We start from the raw sequence: 16,715 nt of genomic DNA, 5'->3' as shown, positions 1-16,715 counted from the left end.
TGGCGGGGTGCGCTCGCAAGCAAAATCAAAATCTGTACATTGTGTACAGATTCCGTTTTCGCCCGACACACCATGGACACCCTCGGCGTCCTGGAGGCCAGGAAGCGCTTCGCCGAGCTGCTTGATCGGGCCCATGGGGGCGAAGAGACCCTGATCGCGCGTCACGGCCACCCGGTGGCGGCCCTGGTCCCGCTCTGGCGCCGCCACCGTCCCCAGCGCCAGGCCCTGATCGCCCTCAAGGGCAGCGGCCGCGTCTGCTGGCCCGACCCGCTCCAGCCGAGCCAACCCGGGCCGATCCAGCCCCTGGATAGCGCCGCCCACCTGACCCTCGGCTCGGCTGTGGCCGTCGACGCCACGGTGCTGATTCCCTACCTGCGCGGCGACGCCTCCAGCCGCCACTCGGAGCCCCTGATCGCCGCGATCGCGGCCGGGCGCTGGCGCGGCGTGCTCAGCATGGCCACCTTGATGACGCTGATGGAAGGGCCCCTGCGCCTGGGGGACGACGCCCTGGCGGCCCGCTACGAAGCGGTGTTCAGCGACCCGACGGCCTGGACCCTGGTGAGTCTCACGCCCCAGGTCGCCTTGGCGGCGGCGCGCCTGCAGCGCGAGATGGCTCCCGAGGTCGCCCTGGAGCTGGCCTCGGCCCTGCAGGGGGGCGCCACGGCGATGATCAGCCGGGACCCCCGCCTGCTCACCGCCCTGCCCCTGCCGGCGCCACCCCTGCCCTGATGCCGATTCACCTCTACTGGGGCGACGATGAAGCCGCCCGCCAGCGGGCCCTGGCGGCCCAGATCGAGGCCCTGGTGGATCCGGCCTGGGCCACGATCAACCTCAGCCGCCTCGACGGGGCCGATTCCGGCCAGGCGGCCCAAGCCCTGGAGGAGGCCCGCACGCCCCCCTTCGGTGCCGGGGCCCGGGTGGTGGTGCTGCAGCGCAGTCCCTTCTGCCAGGCCCATCCAGCGGAGCTGGCCGCCCAGCTGGAGGCCGCCCTCGAGCTGATCCCCGCCGATGGCCACCTGTTCCTGGTCAGTGAGGGCAAGCCTGACGCCCGGCTGCGCACCACCAAGCGGCTGCGGGCCGTCGCGGAGGAGCGGTCCTTCACCCTGCCGCCGATCTGGGACGGGGCCGGCCAGATCGAACGGGTGGAGAGCGCCGCCCGGGAACGGGGGCTGGCCCTGGCACCGGAGGCGGCCGAAGCCCTGGCTGAAGCAATCGGCAGCGACGGCCTGCGGCTCGCCAGCGAGCTGGAGAAGCTGGCGCTCCACGCCGGCAGTGCCGCGGGCCCCATCACGGCCGAGGCGGTGGCCGCCCTGATCGGTGGCCAGGTCACCAGCAGCCTGGCCGTGGGGGATGCCCTGCTGGCCCAGCACCCGGCCGAAGCGATCGCCCTGGTGGAGGCCCTGCTGGAGGCCAACGAACCCGCCCTGCGCATCGTGGCGGCCCTGGCCAGCCAGATCCGGGGTTGGCTCTGGGTGTGCCTGCTGGAGCGCAGCGGCGAACAGGACGTGGCCGTGATCGCCAAGGCCGCGGGGATCGGCAATCCCAAGCGGATCTACGTGATGCGCAAACAGATCCGCGGCCGCACCCCCGAGCAGCTGCTGGCCCTGCTGCGCCGCCTGCTCGACGTGGAGGCCGCCCTCAAGCGCGGCGCCGACCCTGGCGACGCCTTCCGGGACGGCTTCCTGCTGGCCGCCGCCCAGGGCTGGCACGACCAGCCCGGGAGCGCCCCGCGTCGATAATCGGGCCGGAAGCGCCGGCGACGAGCCCATGGGCCTGCTGATACAGAAGTTCGGGGGGACGTCGGTGGCCGACACCGAGCGGATCCAGGCGGTGGCGCGCCGCATCGCCGCCAGCCGCGAGGAGGGTCACGAACTGGTGATCGTGGTGTCGGCCATGGGGCACACCACCGACCAGCTGACCGGCATGGCCGCCAGCCTCTGCAGCGACCCGCCGCGGCGGGAGATGGACATGCTGCTGGCCACGGGCGAGCAGGTGTCGATCGCCCTGCTGTCGATGGCCCTGCATGCGGAAGGCGTCCCCGCCGTCTCGATGACCGGCACCCAGGCGGGCATCATCACCGAATCGGCCCACGGCCGGGCCCGCATCCTGGAGGTGCGCACCGAACGGCTGCGCCGCCTGCTGGAGGACGGCCACGTGGTGGTGGTGGCCGGCTTCCAGGGCACCAGCAGCGGCCATGCCGGCACCCCGGAGATCACCACCCTGGGGCGGGGCGGCTCCGACACCTCAGCGGTGGCGCTGGCGGCCGCCCTCGGCGCCGACGGCTGCGAGATCTACACCGATGTGCCCGGGGTGCTGACCACCGATCCCCGCAAGGTGAGCGACGCCCAGCTGATGGCCAGCGTCAGCTGCGACGAAATGCTGGAGCTGGCGAGCCTCGGGGCCGCGGTGCTCCACCCCCGGGCCGTGGAGATCGCCCGCAACTACGGCGTGCCCCTGACGGTGCGCTCCAGCTGGAGCCAGGCCCCCGGCACCCGGCTCACCAGCGGTCCGGCCCGCCCGATCGGCAGTGAGGGGCTGGAGCTGGGCCGGCCCGTGGACGGCGCCGAACTGGAGGCCGACCAGGCCGTGCTGGCCCTGTCCCACGTGCCTGACAGGCCGGGCGTGGCCGCCACCCTGTTTGAGGCCCTCGGCGCCGCCGGGCTGAACGTGGACCTGATCGTGCAGGCGATCCACGAGGGGGCAAGCAACGACATCGCCTTCACCCTGGCGGCCTCGGAAATGGAAGCGGCCCGCCGCGTGTGCCAGGAGGTGCTGGCGGCCATGGGGGCCGATGGGGCCCAGCTCTCGGCCGAAGCGGGCATGGCCAAGCTGAGCATCGCCGGCGCCGGCATCCTGGGCCGCCCCGGCGTGGCGGCCCGCCTGTTCGACACCATGGCCCGCCTCGGCATCAACCTGCGCCTGATCGCCACCAGCGAGGTGAAGGTGAGCTGCGTGGTGGATGGCCAGCTGGGGGCCCGGGCGCTGCGGGCCGCCGGGGAAGCGTTCGAGCTGGCCGACCAGCAGCTGCGCCACGATCCGCCCCCTTGCCACCTGGGCGATCCGGCGGTGCGGGGGGTGGCCCTCGACCGCGACCAGGTGCAGGTGTCGGTGCGACGGGTGCCCGATCGGCCGGGGGCCGCCGCGGCCATCTGCCGGGCCCTGGCCGATGCCGGCATCAGCCTGGACGCGATCGTGCAGTCGGAGCGCACCCACGGCGGCCCGGAGGACCGGCGGCGGGACATGAGCTTCACCCTGCGCCGCGACGACCGGCCGGGGGCCGAACGGACCCTGGCCCCGATCCTGCGCCAGTGGGACGGTGCCTGCTTCGAGGAGGGCCCGGCCATCGCCAGGGTCAGCGCCGTGGGCGCCGGGATGGCCTGCACCGCCGGCACGGCGGCACGGATGTTCCGTTCCCTGGCCGATGCGGGCATCAACATCTCCCTGATCGCCACCAGCGAGATCCGCACCAGCTGCGTGGTGGCGGAGGCCGATGGCGTGCGGGCCCTGCAGGCGGTGCACCAGGCCTTCGGCCTCGGCGGGGCAAAACGGCACGCTGCCCAGGGGACAGAAGCTCCCTAGGCTTGGGGCTGCGCCAGGAACGGGGCATGTTGGTCCGGTTCTGGGGAACCCGCGGGTCGATCGCCAAGCCCGGCCCGGACACCCTCCGCTTCGGCGGCAATACCTCCTGTGTGGAGGTCCGCTCCGGCGCCGGCACCCTGCTGGTGATCGACTGCGGCACCGGCGCCCACGGCCTGGGGCAGGCCCTGATGCAGGAGCGTCCCGACGGCATGGAGGGGTCGCTGCTGATCAGCCACACCCACTGGGACCACATCCAGGGCTTTCCCTTCTTCGCCCCCTTCTTCTCCCCCGGCCACGCCTGGGACGTCTACGGACCCAGCGGCCTCTCGGGCAGCCTGCGCAGCGTGCTCTCCGGCCAGATGCAGCACGCCTACTTCCCGGTCACCCTCGACCAGTTCGCCGCCTCGATCCGCTACCACGATCTGGGCGTCGGCACCTTCCGCATCGGCGAGGTGACGGTGACGACCCACCACCTCAACCATCCCGCCCTCACCCTGGCCTACCGGCTGCAGGCGGACGGGGCCACGGTCATTTACTGCTGCGACCACGAACCCCACGCGCCCGAACTGGCCAGCGGCATCGGTCCGCTCTCCGGCCAGGACCTGCACTACGCCGAGTTCATCGAGGGGGCCGACCTGGTGATCCACGACGCCCAGTACACGGCCCTGGAGTTCCCCGCCAAGCTCGGCTGGGGCCACAGCTCGGTGGAGTACGCCGTGCGCCTCTGCGAGGAGGCCGGGGTGGCCCGGCTGGTGCTCACCCACCACGATCCCCTGCGCAACGATGCAGCCATCGATCTGATCCTGGCCCGGGTGCGCGCCGATCTGGCCGACCGGGGCTCCCCCCTGGAGGTGATGGCGGCTTCGGAGGGGCTGGTGCTGCGCACCACCCCCCGCACCCCGGACGCCACAGCCGGCGCCCCTTCAGCTGAAGCGGGGGCCGAGTCCAGCCCCGGAGCACACAGCGGCGATCCCGGCGGTCCTCCGGCCCTGGTCTGGGTGACGGACAGGGATCTGGAGGCGGCCCTCACCACCGCCCTGCGCCTCGAGGGCCTGCCCTTCCAAGTGGCCAGCGGCGAAGCCGACCTGAAGCAGCGTCTCGAGCGCGACGGGGCGTCCCTGCTGCTGCTGGAGCAGGCGCTCCCCGTCCGCGATGGCCCCGGGCTGGTCCGCAGGCTTCAGGAGTCCCCGGCCACGGCGATGGCCGAGATCCCCGTCGTGATGCTGGCGGCCATCCAGGAGCAGGCCCGCTACGACGATCCCCTGGTCAGCGAGTGGCTGGTGCTGCCCGTCTCCGAGAGCTTCCTGCGGGCCAGGATCCGGGCCTGGAGCCTGCGCACCCCCTGCCGCTGGCAGCGGGCCCGGCCCCCGCAGGACGAAGAACGGCGCCTGCGGCGGCTGGCGGAGCTGGGCCTGCTGGACACGGAGCGGGAGGAGCGCTTCGACCGGCTCACCCGGATCGCCGCGGCCGCCTTCGATGTGCCGATCGCCCTGATCAGCCTGATCGATGCCGAGCGGCAGTGGTTCAAGTCCTGCCATGGCCTGGCCACCTGCCAGACCTCCCGCGACCTGGCCTTCTGCACCCATGCGGTCCTCCAGCGCTCGGACCTGCTGGTGGCGGACACCTGGCTCGACGAGCGCTTCGCCGAGAATCCGCTGGTGCTCGGTGAGCCCCGGATCCGCTTCTACGCCGGCTCGCCCCTGATCCTCGCGGACGGCACCTGCCTGGGCACGCTGTGCCTGATCGACACCCGCCCGCGTCAGCTCAGCGGCACCGAGCTCTCCCTGCTCCACGACCTGCGCGACCTGGTGCTGCTGGAGATCTCCCCTCAACCATGAAGTAGAAAGGGCGGCATTGTTGAATCATTCCCATGGCCCGGCGCGCCACCGCCTCCTTTCTGAGCGACTTCAAGGATTTCATCAACAAGGGCAACGTGGTCGATCTGGCGGTGGCCGTGGTGATCGGCGGTGCCTTCGGCAAGGTGGTCGATGCCATCGTCAGTCTGGTGATGACGAGCTTGCTGGAGCCGGCCCTGAAGGCGGCGCAGGTGAATTCGATCAGTGCCTGGCCTGCCGGGGCGGTGATCGTGGCCCTGATCAACTTCCTGGTGATCGCCTTCGTGGTGTTCCTGATCGTGCGGGCCATCGAGGCGATGAAACGCCAGGAGGAGATCAAGGCCGCCGATGCCGGGCCCGACCCCCAGGCCGAGCTGGCGGCCGCCGCCAACCGCCTGGCCGAAGCCCTGGAACGGCGGGCGCTCTAGGCCGCGGGGCGTCCCACCAGCTTCTGGCGCAGGTTCTTGATCCGGTCGCGCAGGTTGGCGGCCTCCTCGAACTCCAGGCTCTTCGCCGCCACCTTCATCTTCTCCTCCAGCTGCCTGATCAGTTCGGGCAACGCATCGAGGGAGACCGCGTTGTGCTCGGCCTGGTCGGCCGCCTCTTCCAGCTGGTCGTCACTGAGTCGGCGTGAGAGCTCGAGGAAGGTGAGGATCGAGTTGCCCGCCCGCTTGCCGGCGGGGGTGGGCGTGATTCCGTGGCGCTCGTTGTAGGCGTGCTGAATCACCCGGCGCCGCTCCGTCTCGGAGATCGCCTTGGCCATCGAGTCGGTGAGGTTGTCGGCATAGAGGAGGGCCACCCCATCGATGTGGCGCGCCGCCCGGCCGATCGTCTGGATGAGGGAGCGTTCCGCCCGCAGGAAGCCCTCCTTGTCAGCGTCGAGGATCGCCACCAGGGACACCTCGGGCAGGTCGAGACCCTCCCGCAGCAGGTTGACGCCCACGAGCACGTCGTAGGCGCCGTTGCGCAGATCCTGGATGATCTCGATCCGCTCGATCGAATGGATCTCCGAGTGCAGATAGCGCACCCGCACCCCGTTCTCGGCCAGGTAATCGGTGAGGTCCTCCGCCATGCGCTTGGTGAGGGTGGTGACCAGCACCCGCTCCTGGCGATCGGCCCGCACCCGGATCTCGCCGAGCAGATCATCGATCTGGCCCTCGGAGGGGCGCACCTCCACGATCGGGTCGAGAACGCCGGTGGGGCGGATGACCTGCTGCACCACCTGGCCCTGGCTCTGGGCCAGCTCCCAGGCGCCGGGGGTGGCCGAGACGAAGATGGTCTGGCGGGCCTTGGTCCAGAACTCGTCCCCCTTGAGGGGCCGGTTGTCGGCCGCGCTGGGCAGCCGGAAGCCGTGCTCGATCAGCACCTGCTTGCGGCTCTGGTCGCCGTTGTACATGGCCTGCAGCTGGGAGCAGGTCACGTGGCTCTCATCCACCACCAGCAGCCAGTCGTCGGGGAAGTAATCGATCAGGCACTCGGGCGGGGTGCCGGCCTCCCGACCGGCCAGGTGCCGGGCGTAGTTCTCGACCCCGTTGCAGTAGCCCACCTGCTCCAGCATCTCCAGGTCGTAGGTGGTGCGCTGCTCCAGGCGCTGGGCCTCCAGCAGCCGACCCTGGCCGTTGAGCACATCCAGGCGTTCGCGCAGTTCGGCCCGGATCGCCTGGATCGCCCCCTGCAGCCGCTCCTTGGGCGTCACGAAGTGCTTGGCCGGGTAGATGTTGATGGTCTCCAGGCTCTGGAGGATTTCGCCGGTGGTGGGATCCACGTAGCGGATCGCCTCCACCTCATCGCCGAACAGCTCGATCCGCACCAGCCGGTCTTCGTAGGCGGGTCCGATCTCGAGCACATCGCCCCGCACCCGGAAGCGACCGCGGCTGATCTCGATGTCGTTGCGGGAGTACTGGTTGTTGACCAGATCCCGCAGGGAGCCGCGCAGATCCAACTTGTCGCCCACCTCGAACTTGACGGCGGCCTTGAGGTATTCCGAAGGGATGCCCAGGCCGTAGATGCAGCTGATCGAGGCCACGACGATCACATCGCGGCGCTCGAACAGCGACCGGGTGGCCGAGTGCCGCAACATGTCGATCTCCTCGTTGATCGAGGCGGTCTTGGCGATGTAGGTGTCCGAGACGGGAACGTAGGCCTCGGGCTGGTAGTAGTCGTAATAGGAGATGAAGTATTCGACGGCATTGTGGGGGAAAAATTCCCGCAGCTCGTTGCAGAGCTGGGCCGCCAGCGTCTTGTTGTGGGCCAGCACCAGGGTGGGACGCCCCGTGCGGGCGATCACGTTGGCGATCGAGAAGGTCTTGCCGGTGCCGGTGGCCCCCAGCAGGGTCTGGAAGCGTTCCCCGTCGTCAACGCCCTTCACCATCGCTTCGATGGCGGTGGGTTGGTCACCCTTGGGCACGTAGGGGGCGTGAAGCTGAAATGGCATCAGGCCATTCTGGCGTTCACCCCCGGGGAACGGCTCGGCGGGGAAAACCGATCAGCCCAGGCCGGTGGTGGCCGCCATCGCCCGGGTGAAGGGAATCTCCAGGCCGAGAAAGCGCAGCACGACTGTGCTCAGAACGCTGTAGACCAAGGCCCCGAGGATGGCGCTGACCAGACCGTTCTTGAGCTGGAAGCCCTTGATCAACCAGGCGGCCAGGCCGAACAGGATGATCGTGATCAGCCAGTTGAACAGGAACGACACCGGGCTGATGAGGCCCCCCAGGGAGGTGACAGCCCAGATCGGCCCAAGAATCAGCTTCAGCGGCCAGATCAGCAGCGTGCCCAGCAGACCGATGACGACGGCCGACAGGAGGGCGACCGGGAAGCTGGCCATCTCCACCCCCAGGGGCAACCAGGACACCAGGAGCAGAATGAGGGCCCGGATCGGCCATTGCAGAAGCCAGACAAGCGAGCCCATGGGAGGTAGAGCAGAAGCTCAACCAGATTACTGAAGCCGTTCGCCATGAACAACAACCGCCGCGGGCAACGCTTCCCGCAGGGCACGCACCACGGCCACCATGGCGAGTTCGTCATCGAGGCGGTTGACGGCGGAGCCGACCCCGACACCGGCGGCACCGGCGGCCAGGGCCATCGGCACCGTGACGGCAGACAGGCCGGAGGCACACAGCACCGGCACGGCCACCGCCCGGCTGATGGCATGGGCGGCCGCCAGGGTCGGGGCGGCCTTTTCGATCAGGCCCAGGGCGCCGGCGCTGAGGGGACGGGAGCTGGTTCCGCCCTCGGTCTGAATCAGATCTGCGCCCGCGGCCACCAGCTCCACCGCCAGCCGTTCCTGGCCGTCAAGGGGCATGGTGTGGGGCACGGTGACCGAGAGCACCGTTTCCGGCAGCAGCTCCCGGGTGCGGCGGGTGAGCCCCAGCACCTCCTCGGCACCGAAGACACGCCCCTGGGGATAGAAGCTGTCGTAGTTGCCGATCTCCACCATGGCCGCTCCGGCCGCCACGGCTGGGGGGAACAGGGCCGGATCCACCGCCGAGACGCAGATCGGCAGCTGCGGAGCCAGCGCCACGGCCAGGCGCACCAGGGTGGGGTCACAGGCCAGATCCACCAGGTCGGCGCCACCGGCGGCAGCGGCCCTGACCACCTGCTGCACACGGGCCGCGTCGAAGTTATCCAGTCCAGCGATGACCTTCAGCGCCCGCCCCTGGCGAATCGCCTGCTGCAGGGCGGTGGGCAGGCTGGAGAGACGGGACATCGGCGGACGAATGGAAGCGTGACGTGATTCTCCCACCCGACCCAAGTCAGCCGCGGCGGCCCTGGGGCAGCGACCAGACGCGCCTGCACCGCCACCTGCTGCGGCACCCCTGCCTGCTGCCGGCGGGGGCGTCCCTGCTGCTGGCCGTGTCCGGCGGGCAGGATTCGATGGCCCTGACCACCCTCCTGCACGACCTGCAACCTCTGCATGGCTGGCGTCTGCAGCTATGGCACGGAGACCACGGCTGGCGCCCCGACGCCGCACACCAGGCCTGGGAACTGCAGCAATGGGCCCGGAGCCAGGGACTGGCCCTGCAGCTCGATCAGGCCGATCCGGTGCCGCTCAGCGAAGCCGAGGCCCGGGACTGGCGCTACGGCCGCCTGGCCGAGGCGGCGCTCCGCTGGCACTGCACCCACGTGGTCACGGGCCACACCGCCAGCGACCGGGCCGAAACGGTGCTGCTCAACCTGGCCCGGGGCAGCCACCTGCGGGGCCTCTCCAGCCTGCGGGCCAGCCGCCCCCTGGGCCCGGAGGCCGGCGCCCTGCGGCTGGCCCGCCCCCTGCTGGTGTTTGACCGCGCCGACACCGGCCGCCTCTGCCGGGAACGCCATCTGCCGGTCTGGGAGGACAGCAGCAACGCCGACCTGCGCTTCGCCCGCAACCGACTGCGCGCCGAGGTGATGCCGGTGCTGGAGGCCCTCCACCCGGGAGCCAGCCGGCGGATCAGTGCCCAGGCGGAGCGGCTGGAGCAGCAGTTTGAAGCGGAAACGGAGCTGCTGGAGCTGGCCCTGGGGGCCCTGGAGGCCGAAGGGACACCCGGTGGGCTGCAGCGCGGTCGGCTGCTCAGCCTGGCCCCGGCCAGCCAGCGCCGGCTGCTGCAGCACTGGCTGCATCGCCACCTGGGCAGCGACCCGGGTGCGAAAAACCTCGACACCCTGGTGAGCCGGTTGGGCCGCGGGGGGGATCCAGGCCGTCTGGATCTGGCCAGAGGATGGCAACTGCACTGGGATCGCAGCACACTGTGGGTCCGAACTCCTGACGCGCTCCATGGCTGAGACCACCGCCAACGAAGCCGCCCAGCGCTACGCGGTGATCGAGCAGGCCTACTCAAAAGAACAATGGGCCACCGTGCTGCAGGACGGTGAGGAGCTGCTGCAGCAGCTCCAGGCATCGGACAACACCCAGGTCGTCGGGTTGCAGATGCGGCTGCAGCTGCTGCTGGGTCATACCCAGCTCTACGGCTACACAGAAAGGACCGCAGCCGTCGGCTACTACGCAGCCGTGGCGGCCCAGAGCAGCGAAGCCGCCCTCATCAGGATCGCCGAGCAGGGCTTGAAACAGTGCGCCATTGCAGAGACGCCCGCCGTGCAGGCCACGGAGGCAGCCGCGACAGCCCTGATCGCGCCCAGCTCCACCTCCCCCGCCCAGGCGGTGAGCGGCGCCGCGGCCCCATGGCTGAGCCAATCGCCGGCCACACCAGCCCCCAGCGGCGATCTGGAGACGGTGGTGCCCACCGGGGAGGTTCCGGCAGTGACACCGGCCGCCCCCTGGAGCGAGCCCTCGTTGATTCCGGACGTGGTTGAGGAGCCCGAACTGATCGAACTGCTCCAGGCCGATCCATCCCTTGCCGAGGACGTGGAGCTCGCCTGGCAGGAACCCATCAGTGCCACGGCGTCCCAGGACAAGGCCGATGAGGACCTGCTCCGAGGCCTGATGCTGGTCAGCATCGGCTGAGGCCCAGGCAACCCCGCAGCCGGGGCCCCGGGCGGGCCCCAGCCAGAGGGAGACCGGCGATCAGCCCGCCGAGGCGGCGGAGCGACGGCGGCGAACGCGACCGGTGGGTTCCGGCTCCTCAGGGGGGGCCTTGGTGACAACCGTTGCAGGTGCCGGGACCGGCGCCGCCATGGTGGCCGCCGGAGCCGCAGCGGCGGCGGCCGTCACCAGCTGGCGCTGGGGCACGGCGGCGGCCGCCTGACGGCCACCGCCATCCCTGCGTCCGCCGCGGGTCGCCGGACGGGTGTCGGGCTCGGCATCGGCCCGGCCCTTGTAGGCCGGGGTGCCGGCCGGAGCGGGCTGCACCAGGCAGATGATCAGCGGATCCACCTGCAGCTCGCGGCGCAGGCGGCGCTGCAGGCCCAGCTCCACCTCCCGTTGCACACCCACCCAGTCGACGTCCGGAGCCTTGCCACCGGTGTTACGGGCGAGCTGGTTCCAGCGATTCTCCAGCACCCAGGTGATTTCCCGTTCGGCCCAGACGGAGAGCTTGCGGGCATCGGCGGCGGTGACCACACCGCGCAGATTCACCCGTGGCGGTGCCGCCATCACGCCATCGGTGGTGATCACCGCCAGCAGGGTGATCACACCGTCCTCAGCCAGTTGCTGGCGTTCCTTGAGCACCCGAGCATCGACGATGCCGTTGCGCGAAGCATCCAGCAGCTCGATGCCGGCCTTGACAGGCTCGCCCTTGTTGATGGTGTCGGAGGTGAGTTCCACCACGTCGCCGTTGTCGATGATCAGGATGTGATCGGCCGGCACACCCATCGACTGCGCCGTCTTGGAATGGCAGACGAGCATGCGGTGCTCGCCATGCACGGGCACGAAGAATTTCGGCTTGGCCAGCGCCAGCATCAGCTTGTGGTCCTCCTGGCAACCGTGTCCGGAGACGTGGATGCCCTCGCCCTTGCCGTAGACCACCTTGGCGCCCATCATCATCAGTCGGTCGATGGTGTTCACCACCGAGATGGTGTTGCCGGGGATGGGGCTGGCAGAAAAAATGATCGTGTCGGTGGACTTGACCTGAACCTGGGGGTGCTCGCCGCGGGAGATGCGGCTGAGGGCCGCCAGCGGTTCGCCCTGGCTGCCGGTCATCAGGAGGAGGGTTTCGCGGTCGGGCAGGTCGCGGATCTGCTTGATGGGAACGAACAGATCATCAGGGGCACGCATGTAGCCGAGCTCCCGGGCCTTGGCGATCACGTTGAGCATCGAGCGGCCCAGCAGACCAACCTTGCGGCCATTCTTCATCGCCAGTTCGAGAATCATCGAAACCCGATGAATCGAACTGGCGAAGGTGGTGATGATCACCCGGCCTTCCGCCTGGCTGATGTGGCGATCCAGGTTCGGGAACACGGACCGTTCCGGTGGGGTGAAACCAGGGATCTCGGCGTTGGTGGAATCGCTGAACAGGCACAGCACACCCTGCTCGCCGTAATGGGCCAGGCGCTGGATGTCGAAGGTCTCGCCATCGACGGGGGTGTGGTCGAACTTGAAGTCGCCGGTGAAGACGATCACGCCAACGGGCGTGGTGATGGCCAGCGTGAAGCTGTCGGCCATCGAGTGGGTGTTACGGATGAATTCGACCTTGAAGTGCTGGCCGACGTGCACCACATCCCGCGGGCCAACCGTCTGGATCGTGGTGCGGTCCGTGACGCCCGCCTCCTCCATCTTCCCCTGCAACATCGACATCGCCAGCCGGGGGCCGTAGATGATCGGGATGTTGAAGTTCTTGAGGTGGTGGGGAATGCCGCCGATGTGATCTTCGTGGCCATGGGTGACCACCATGCCGCGGATGCGCTTCTGGTTCTCGCGCAGATAGCTGGTGTCGGGCATCACCACATTGACGCCGTGCATGCCGTCGCTGGGGAAGGCGAGGCCGGCATCGACGAGCATCAGCTCATCGCCGTATTCGAAGACGCAGGTGTTCTTGCCAATCTCGTGCAGGCCGCCCAGCGGAATGACGCGCAGGCCCTGATGCTTGGCTTTGGCGCCGTTGCCGGAGCGGACGATGGGATTGACGTTCTGACTGGACATGTAGTTAGGGACTCAGGGTGGCGATGGAAAGGAACGGGAAGCGGAAGCGGATGTGACTCTGGAAATCAGCCTTGGCGTCAGGTGGGACGCAGGGCGGCCAGGATCGAGGAAAGGCGCTGTCGCACGTCGGTATCGGCGGAAAGAAGGGGAAGTCGGGGGGCACCCACCGGCCAGCCGCTGATCTCAAGGGCGGCTTTGACGGGGATCGGATTGGTGGTGCAGAACAACGCCCGGCACAGGGGCAGCAGCTGCTGGTGCGCGTCCTGGGCTGCGGCGACATCGCCGCTCAGGTAGGCCAGGAGCATGGCCCGGATCTGGGGGCCCACCAGATGGCTGGCCACGCTCACCACACCCACGGCGCCCACCGCCAGCATCGGCAGGGTGAGGGCGTCATCGCCGCTGTAGATCGCCAGGCGGTCGCCGCAGAGCTCCCGCAGCCTGCTGACCTCTTCGGTGGTGCCGCTGGCGGCCTTGAAACCCACCACGTTGGTCTGATCCAGCAGGCGGGCTGTGGTGTCCGGTGCCAGGCTGCAACCGGTGCGGCCAGGAATGTTGTAAAGCATCAGGGGCAGCTCAGGAGCGGCCTGGGCCACGGCCCGGAAATGGGCTTCCAGGCCCTCCTGGGGAGGCTTGTTGTAGTAGGGCACCACCACCAGGGCGCCATCGGCGCCGAGGGCGGCCGCCTCAGCGGTGGCTTCCACCGCCTCGGCCGTGCAGTTGCTGCCGCTGCCCGCCAGCAGGCGGGCGCGCGTGCCAACGGCACCCTTCACGGCGGCGAACAACGCGTGCTGCTCCTGCCAGGAGAGGGTGGGTGATTCGCCGGTGGTGCCACACAGCACCAGCCCATCGGATCCGTTGCTGACCAGATGGTCCGCCAGCCGGGCCGCCAGCTCGAGATCGACGGCACCGTCCGGTTGGAAGGGGGTCACCATGGCGGTGAGCAGGCGGCCGAAGGGGGCCTCGGGCGAGGGGGCCGTGCTTGGCGCCAGCAGGGTGGCCGTGCTCAAACGGCACCTCCTGGGCCCGGAGCCGCCGCGGCGGGTTCGCGCAGCAGTTCGGCGATCTGGATGGCGTTGAGGGCCGCCCCCTTGCGGATCTGGTCACCGCAGAGCCACAGCTCCAGGGCCCGGGGATCGCTGAGGTCCTGGCGGATGCGGCCCACGGCCACCGCATCCCGACCGGTGACGTCGGTGGGCATGGGGAAGCGGTTGGTCTCGAAGTTCTCGATCAGCTCCACGCCAGGGGCGGCCGCCAACAGCTTGCGGGCCTCCGCCACGGGAAAGGGCTCCTCGAATTCGATGTTGACGGCTTCGGAATGGGCCCGCAGGACAGGCACCCGCACGCAGGTGGCCGTCAGGCGCAGCTGAGGGAGCCCCATGATTTTGCGGGTTTCGTGGAGCATCTTGAGCTCCTCCTCGCAGTAGCCGCTGGGCTCCAGGGGCGAATTGTGCAGGAAGAGGTTGAAGGCCAACGAATGGGGCAGCACGGCGCTCACCGGCTCGCCGCCATCGAGCACCGTGCGGCTCAGCTGGCGCAGTTCCTCCATGGCGCGGGCGCCGGCGCCGCTGGCCGACTGGTAGGTGCTGATCACGACCCGGCGGATCGGGCGCCGGGCCGCCAGGGGCGCCAGGGCCAGCGTCAGCAGGATCGTGGTGCAGTTGGGATTGGCGATGATGCCGTCATGGGTGAAGGCGGCCTGGGGATTCACCTCAGGCACCACCAGGGGCACCGCCGGATCCATGCGGAAGGCACTGGAGTTGTCGATCACCACGGCGCCGGCCGCCACCGCCACCGGAGCCCACTGCCGGGACACCGAACCCCCGGCCGAGGCCAGCACCAGGTCGATGCCCTCGAAGGCCCCGGGCCCGACGGGCCGCACCTGGAGGCGGTCACCCCGCCAGTCGAGTTCCTGGCCGGCGGAACGGGGGGAAGCCAGTGGCAGCAGTTCCGCCACCGGGAAGCCCCGTTCCTGCAGCAGGGCCAGGAGCTCCTGGCCCACGGCTCCCGTGGCGCCGAGGATGGCGATGCGCAGCGGCCTGGAAGGCAGCTGGCGCGAAAGGGAAGACAGGGTCGCTGAGACGGTCAACGGGGGGAAAGGAACAGGTGGCGGGACGGGGTCGGGAAGGGGACTGCGGAAACGGGACCCTGAAACAAAACCACCGGCCTGAGGCCGGAAAGGAGTGTTCAGTTGGAGATATGGGCGCGCCGTTGCGTCGATCGCACAATACGTGGCAGAGGTCCGAAACGGCCAGTTTCTAGGATGGGGGGCTGCCCGAAGCGAGCCCCGTTTCATGAGTCCTGCCGCCAGCACCGAAGCCAACCTCCGGGTGACCACCTCCCCGCGCCCCGGAAGCCGTCTGGCGCTGGAGGTCGCCGTGCCTGCGGGGCGCAGCCAGAAGAGCTACGACGCCGCCCTGGAGAAGCTGAGCCGCAGCGTCAAGCTGCCCGGCTTCCGCAAGGGACGGGTGCCCCGGCCGGTGCTCCTGCAGCAGATCGGACCGCTGCGCATCCGCGCCACCGCCCTCGAGGACCTGGTGGACGCCGTCGTGCGGGAGGCGATGCAGCAGGAGGCCATCGAGGCCATCGGCCGGCCCGAACTGAACGAGGCCTTCGAGCTGGTCCTGCAGCGCTTCAACCCGGGCGAGGAGCTCACGATCACCCTGGAGATGGACGTGGAGCCCATCCCCACCCTCCGCAGCACCAAGGGCTTCACGGCCGAAGCCGAGCCGGTTCCCTTCGACCCCGCCCGGGTCGACGAGCTGATCGAGCAGTCGCGCCGCCAGCTGGCCACCCTGGTGCCGGTGGAGGATCGGGCCGCCGCCGACGGTGACGTGGCCCAGATCGCCTTCAGCGGCAGCTTCGTCGACAACGGCGAGGCCATCGAGGGCGGCAGCAGCGAGGGGATGGAAGTGGAACTGGAGGAGGGCCGCATGATCCCCGGCTTCGTGGCCGGCATCGTCGGCATGGCCGTCGGCGACAGCCGCGACGTGAGCTGCCGCTTCCCCGACAGCTACCCCCAGGAGCAGGCGGCCGGCCGGGAGGCCCGCTTCGCCATCACCCTGCTGGAACTCAAGACCCGGGAACTCCCCGCCCTCGACGATGCCTTCGCCCAGCAGGCCAGCGACAAGCCGACCCTGGCCGAACTGCGCGCCGACCTGGAGCAGCGCCTGCGGGACGACGCTGAGCGCCGCCATCGCGCCAACCGCCACGAGGCCCTGCTGGCGGTCCTGGTGGAGGAGCTGGAGGTGGAGCTGCCCGAGACCCTGATCCAGCAGGAGGTGCGCAACCTGATCGAGCAGACCGCCGGTCAGATCTCCCAGCAGGGCATGGACGTCAAGAAGCTGTTCACGCCCGATCTGGTGCGCAGTCTCATGGACACCTCCCGGCCCGAAGCCGAGCAGCGCCTGCGGCGCAGCCTGGCGCTCAAGGCCCTGGCCGCGGCCGAGAAGATCGAGGTGGCCGCCGCCGACCTGGAGGCCAGGCTGGCCGAGATCCGCAAGGGCCTGAGCGACAGTGCCGCCATCGACCCCGAGCGGCTGCGGCTGGCCGTGGCCGAGGACCTGCTGAAGGAGAAGCTGCTGGAGTGGCTCGAGGCCAACAGCACGATCACCGACAAGGCCCCGGCGGTTGACGAGGCCCCAGACCCCAGCGACAGCTCCAGCGAATCCGCCACGGAGAAGCAGCCAAAAGCCACGAAGGCCGCGGCCAAAGCGAAGAAGGGCGCCGCCGCTGCCGGGGGCAGCAAGGCTCAGGAGGAAGACACCCAGCCATAGATTGAAGCCACTCCC

Annotated in this window: 14 protein-coding genes; 8 read left to right on the top strand and 6 right to left on the bottom strand. The window is 69.8% G+C overall.

Translation table 11 applies throughout. The annotated features are described in order from the left end of the window. Positions 1–72: 72 nt before the first annotated feature. Genes KBZ12_RS13995 through mscL form a run of 5 tightly spaced genes read left to right on the top strand, consistent with a single transcriptional unit; the run spans position 73 to position 5,842 of the window. Positions 73–729, top strand: coding sequence for a type II toxin-antitoxin system prevent-host-death family antitoxin (locus KBZ12_RS13995; protein WP_254958600.1), 657 nt, complete (start codon positions 73–75; stop codon positions 727–729). Further along, complete coding sequence (holA, locus tag KBZ12_RS13990; RefSeq protein WP_254958599.1) at positions 729–1,739, top strand: DNA polymerase III subunit delta; 1,011 nt, start codon at positions 729–731, stop codon at positions 1,737–1,739. The genes KBZ12_RS13995 and holA overlap by 1 nt, the downstream gene beginning before the upstream one ends. 28 nt (positions 1,740–1,767) lie before the next feature. Further along, positions 1,768–3,579: an aspartate kinase gene (locus tag KBZ12_RS13985; RefSeq protein ID WP_254958598.1), complete on the top strand. Its 1,812-nt coding sequence runs from the start codon at positions 1,768–1,770 to the stop codon at positions 3,577–3,579. A gap of 26 nt (positions 3,580–3,605) precedes the next feature. Beyond that, positions 3,606–5,417 (top strand): MBL fold metallo-hydrolase, encoded by a 1,812-nt coding sequence (locus KBZ12_RS13980; RefSeq protein WP_254958597.1) that lies wholly within the window; start codon positions 3,606–3,608, stop codon positions 5,415–5,417. 23 nt (positions 5,418–5,440) lie between these two features. Continuing rightward, positions 5,441–5,842: a large conductance mechanosensitive channel protein MscL gene (gene mscL, locus KBZ12_RS13975; protein ID WP_396101283.1), complete on the top strand. Its 402-nt coding sequence runs from the start codon at positions 5,441–5,443 to the stop codon at positions 5,840–5,842. On the opposite strand, the gene uvrB is transcribed toward mscL, so the two are convergent. The 3 genes from uvrB to KBZ12_RS13960 are packed head-to-tail and all read right to left on the bottom strand — an operon-like array spanning position 5,839 to position 9,120. Beyond that, positions 5,839–7,848: an excinuclease ABC subunit UvrB gene (gene uvrB, locus KBZ12_RS13970; protein WP_254958594.1), complete on the bottom strand. Its 2,010-nt coding sequence runs from the start codon at positions 7,846–7,848 to the stop codon at positions 5,839–5,841. The genes mscL and uvrB overlap by 4 nt on opposite strands. A 51-nt stretch (positions 7,849–7,899) precedes the next feature. Continuing rightward, entirely contained in the window at positions 7,900–8,322 is a 423-nt protein-coding gene (locus KBZ12_RS13965) for a phage holin family protein (RefSeq protein ID WP_254958593.1), read from the bottom strand. A gap of 27 nt (positions 8,323–8,349) precedes the next feature. After that, complete coding sequence (locus tag KBZ12_RS13960; RefSeq protein ID WP_254958592.1) at positions 8,350–9,120, bottom strand: DUF561 domain-containing protein; 771 nt, start codon at positions 9,118–9,120, stop codon at positions 8,350–8,352. Positions 9,121–9,143: 23 nt separating this feature from the next. On the opposite strand from KBZ12_RS13960, the gene tilS reads away from it, so the two are divergent. Then, positions 9,144–10,175, top strand: coding sequence for a tRNA lysidine(34) synthetase TilS (gene tilS, locus KBZ12_RS13955; RefSeq protein WP_254958591.1), 1,032 nt, complete (start codon positions 9,144–9,146; stop codon positions 10,173–10,175). Then, complete coding sequence (locus KBZ12_RS13950) at positions 10,168–10,854, top strand: hypothetical protein (RefSeq protein WP_254958590.1); 687 nt, start codon at positions 10,168–10,170, stop codon at positions 10,852–10,854. The genes tilS and KBZ12_RS13950 overlap by 8 nt, the downstream gene beginning before the upstream one ends. Positions 10,855–10,914: 60 nt before the next feature. Here KBZ12_RS13950 and KBZ12_RS13945 read toward each other — a convergent pair whose 3' ends face one another. The 3 genes from KBZ12_RS13945 to KBZ12_RS13935 all read right to left on the bottom strand — a co-directional run bounded on the left by KBZ12_RS13945 (position 10,915) and on the right by KBZ12_RS13935 (position 15,013). Next, complete coding sequence (locus tag KBZ12_RS13945; RefSeq protein WP_254958589.1) at positions 10,915–12,927, bottom strand: ribonuclease J; 2,013 nt, start codon at positions 12,925–12,927, stop codon at positions 10,915–10,917. 77 nt (positions 12,928–13,004) lie between these two features. Next, positions 13,005–13,934: a 4-hydroxy-tetrahydrodipicolinate synthase gene (dapA, locus tag KBZ12_RS13940; RefSeq protein ID WP_396101266.1), complete on the bottom strand. Its 930-nt coding sequence runs from the start codon at positions 13,932–13,934 to the stop codon at positions 13,005–13,007. After that, a complete protein-coding gene (locus KBZ12_RS13935) occupies positions 13,931–15,013 on the bottom strand; it encodes an aspartate-semialdehyde dehydrogenase (RefSeq protein WP_254958588.1) in 1,083 nt (360 codons plus the stop codon). The genes dapA and KBZ12_RS13935 overlap by 4 nt, the downstream gene beginning before the upstream one ends. Positions 15,014–15,218: 205 nt before the next feature. On the opposite strand from KBZ12_RS13935, the gene tig reads away from it, so the two are divergent. Beyond that, positions 15,219–16,700, top strand: coding sequence for a trigger factor (tig, locus tag KBZ12_RS13930; RefSeq protein WP_254958587.1), 1,482 nt, complete (start codon positions 15,219–15,221; stop codon positions 16,698–16,700). Positions 16,701–16,715 lie beyond the last annotated feature (15 nt).

The organism is Cyanobium sp. Cruz CV13-4-11, from assembly GCF_024346055.1.
GTDB lineage: Bacteria > Cyanobacteriota > Cyanobacteriia > PCC-6307 > Cyanobiaceae > Cyanobium.
Note: the sequence above shows the minus strand (reverse complement) of the source record. Positions and strands in the feature narration are given on the sequence as shown.

Bases quoted from the DNA above. Each gene is read 5' to 3' on its own strand.
- tig (WP_254958587.1), top strand. From the start codon at position 15,219: ATGAGTCCTGCCGCCAGCACCGAAGCCAACCTCCGGGTGACCACCTCC.
- KBZ12_RS13995 (WP_254958600.1), top strand. From the start codon at position 73: ATGGACACCCTCGGCGTCCTGGAGGCCAGGAAGCGCTTCGCCGAGCTG.
- holA (WP_254958599.1), top strand. From the start codon at position 729: ATGCCGATTCACCTCTACTGGGGCGACGATGAAGCCGCCCGCCAGCGG.
- KBZ12_RS13945 (WP_254958589.1), bottom strand. From the start codon at position 12,927: ATGTCCAGTCAGAACGTCAATCCCATCGTCCGCTCCGGCAACGGCGCC.
- KBZ12_RS13950 (WP_254958590.1), top strand. From the start codon at position 10,168: ATGGCTGAGACCACCGCCAACGAAGCCGCCCAGCGCTACGCGGTGATC.
- KBZ12_RS13960 (WP_254958592.1), bottom strand. From the start codon at position 9,120: ATGTCCCGTCTCTCCAGCCTGCCCACCGCCCTGCAGCAGGCGATTCGC.
- KBZ12_RS13965 (WP_254958593.1), bottom strand. From the start codon at position 8,322: ATGGGCTCGCTTGTCTGGCTTCTGCAATGGCCGATCCGGGCCCTCATT.
- uvrB (WP_254958594.1), bottom strand. From the start codon at position 7,848: ATGCCATTTCAGCTTCACGCCCCCTACGTGCCCAAGGGTGACCAACCC.
- KBZ12_RS13985 (WP_254958598.1), top strand. From the start codon at position 1,768: ATGGGCCTGCTGATACAGAAGTTCGGGGGGACGTCGGTGGCCGACACC.
- KBZ12_RS13980 (WP_254958597.1), top strand. From the start codon at position 3,606: ATGTTGGTCCGGTTCTGGGGAACCCGCGGGTCGATCGCCAAGCCCGGC.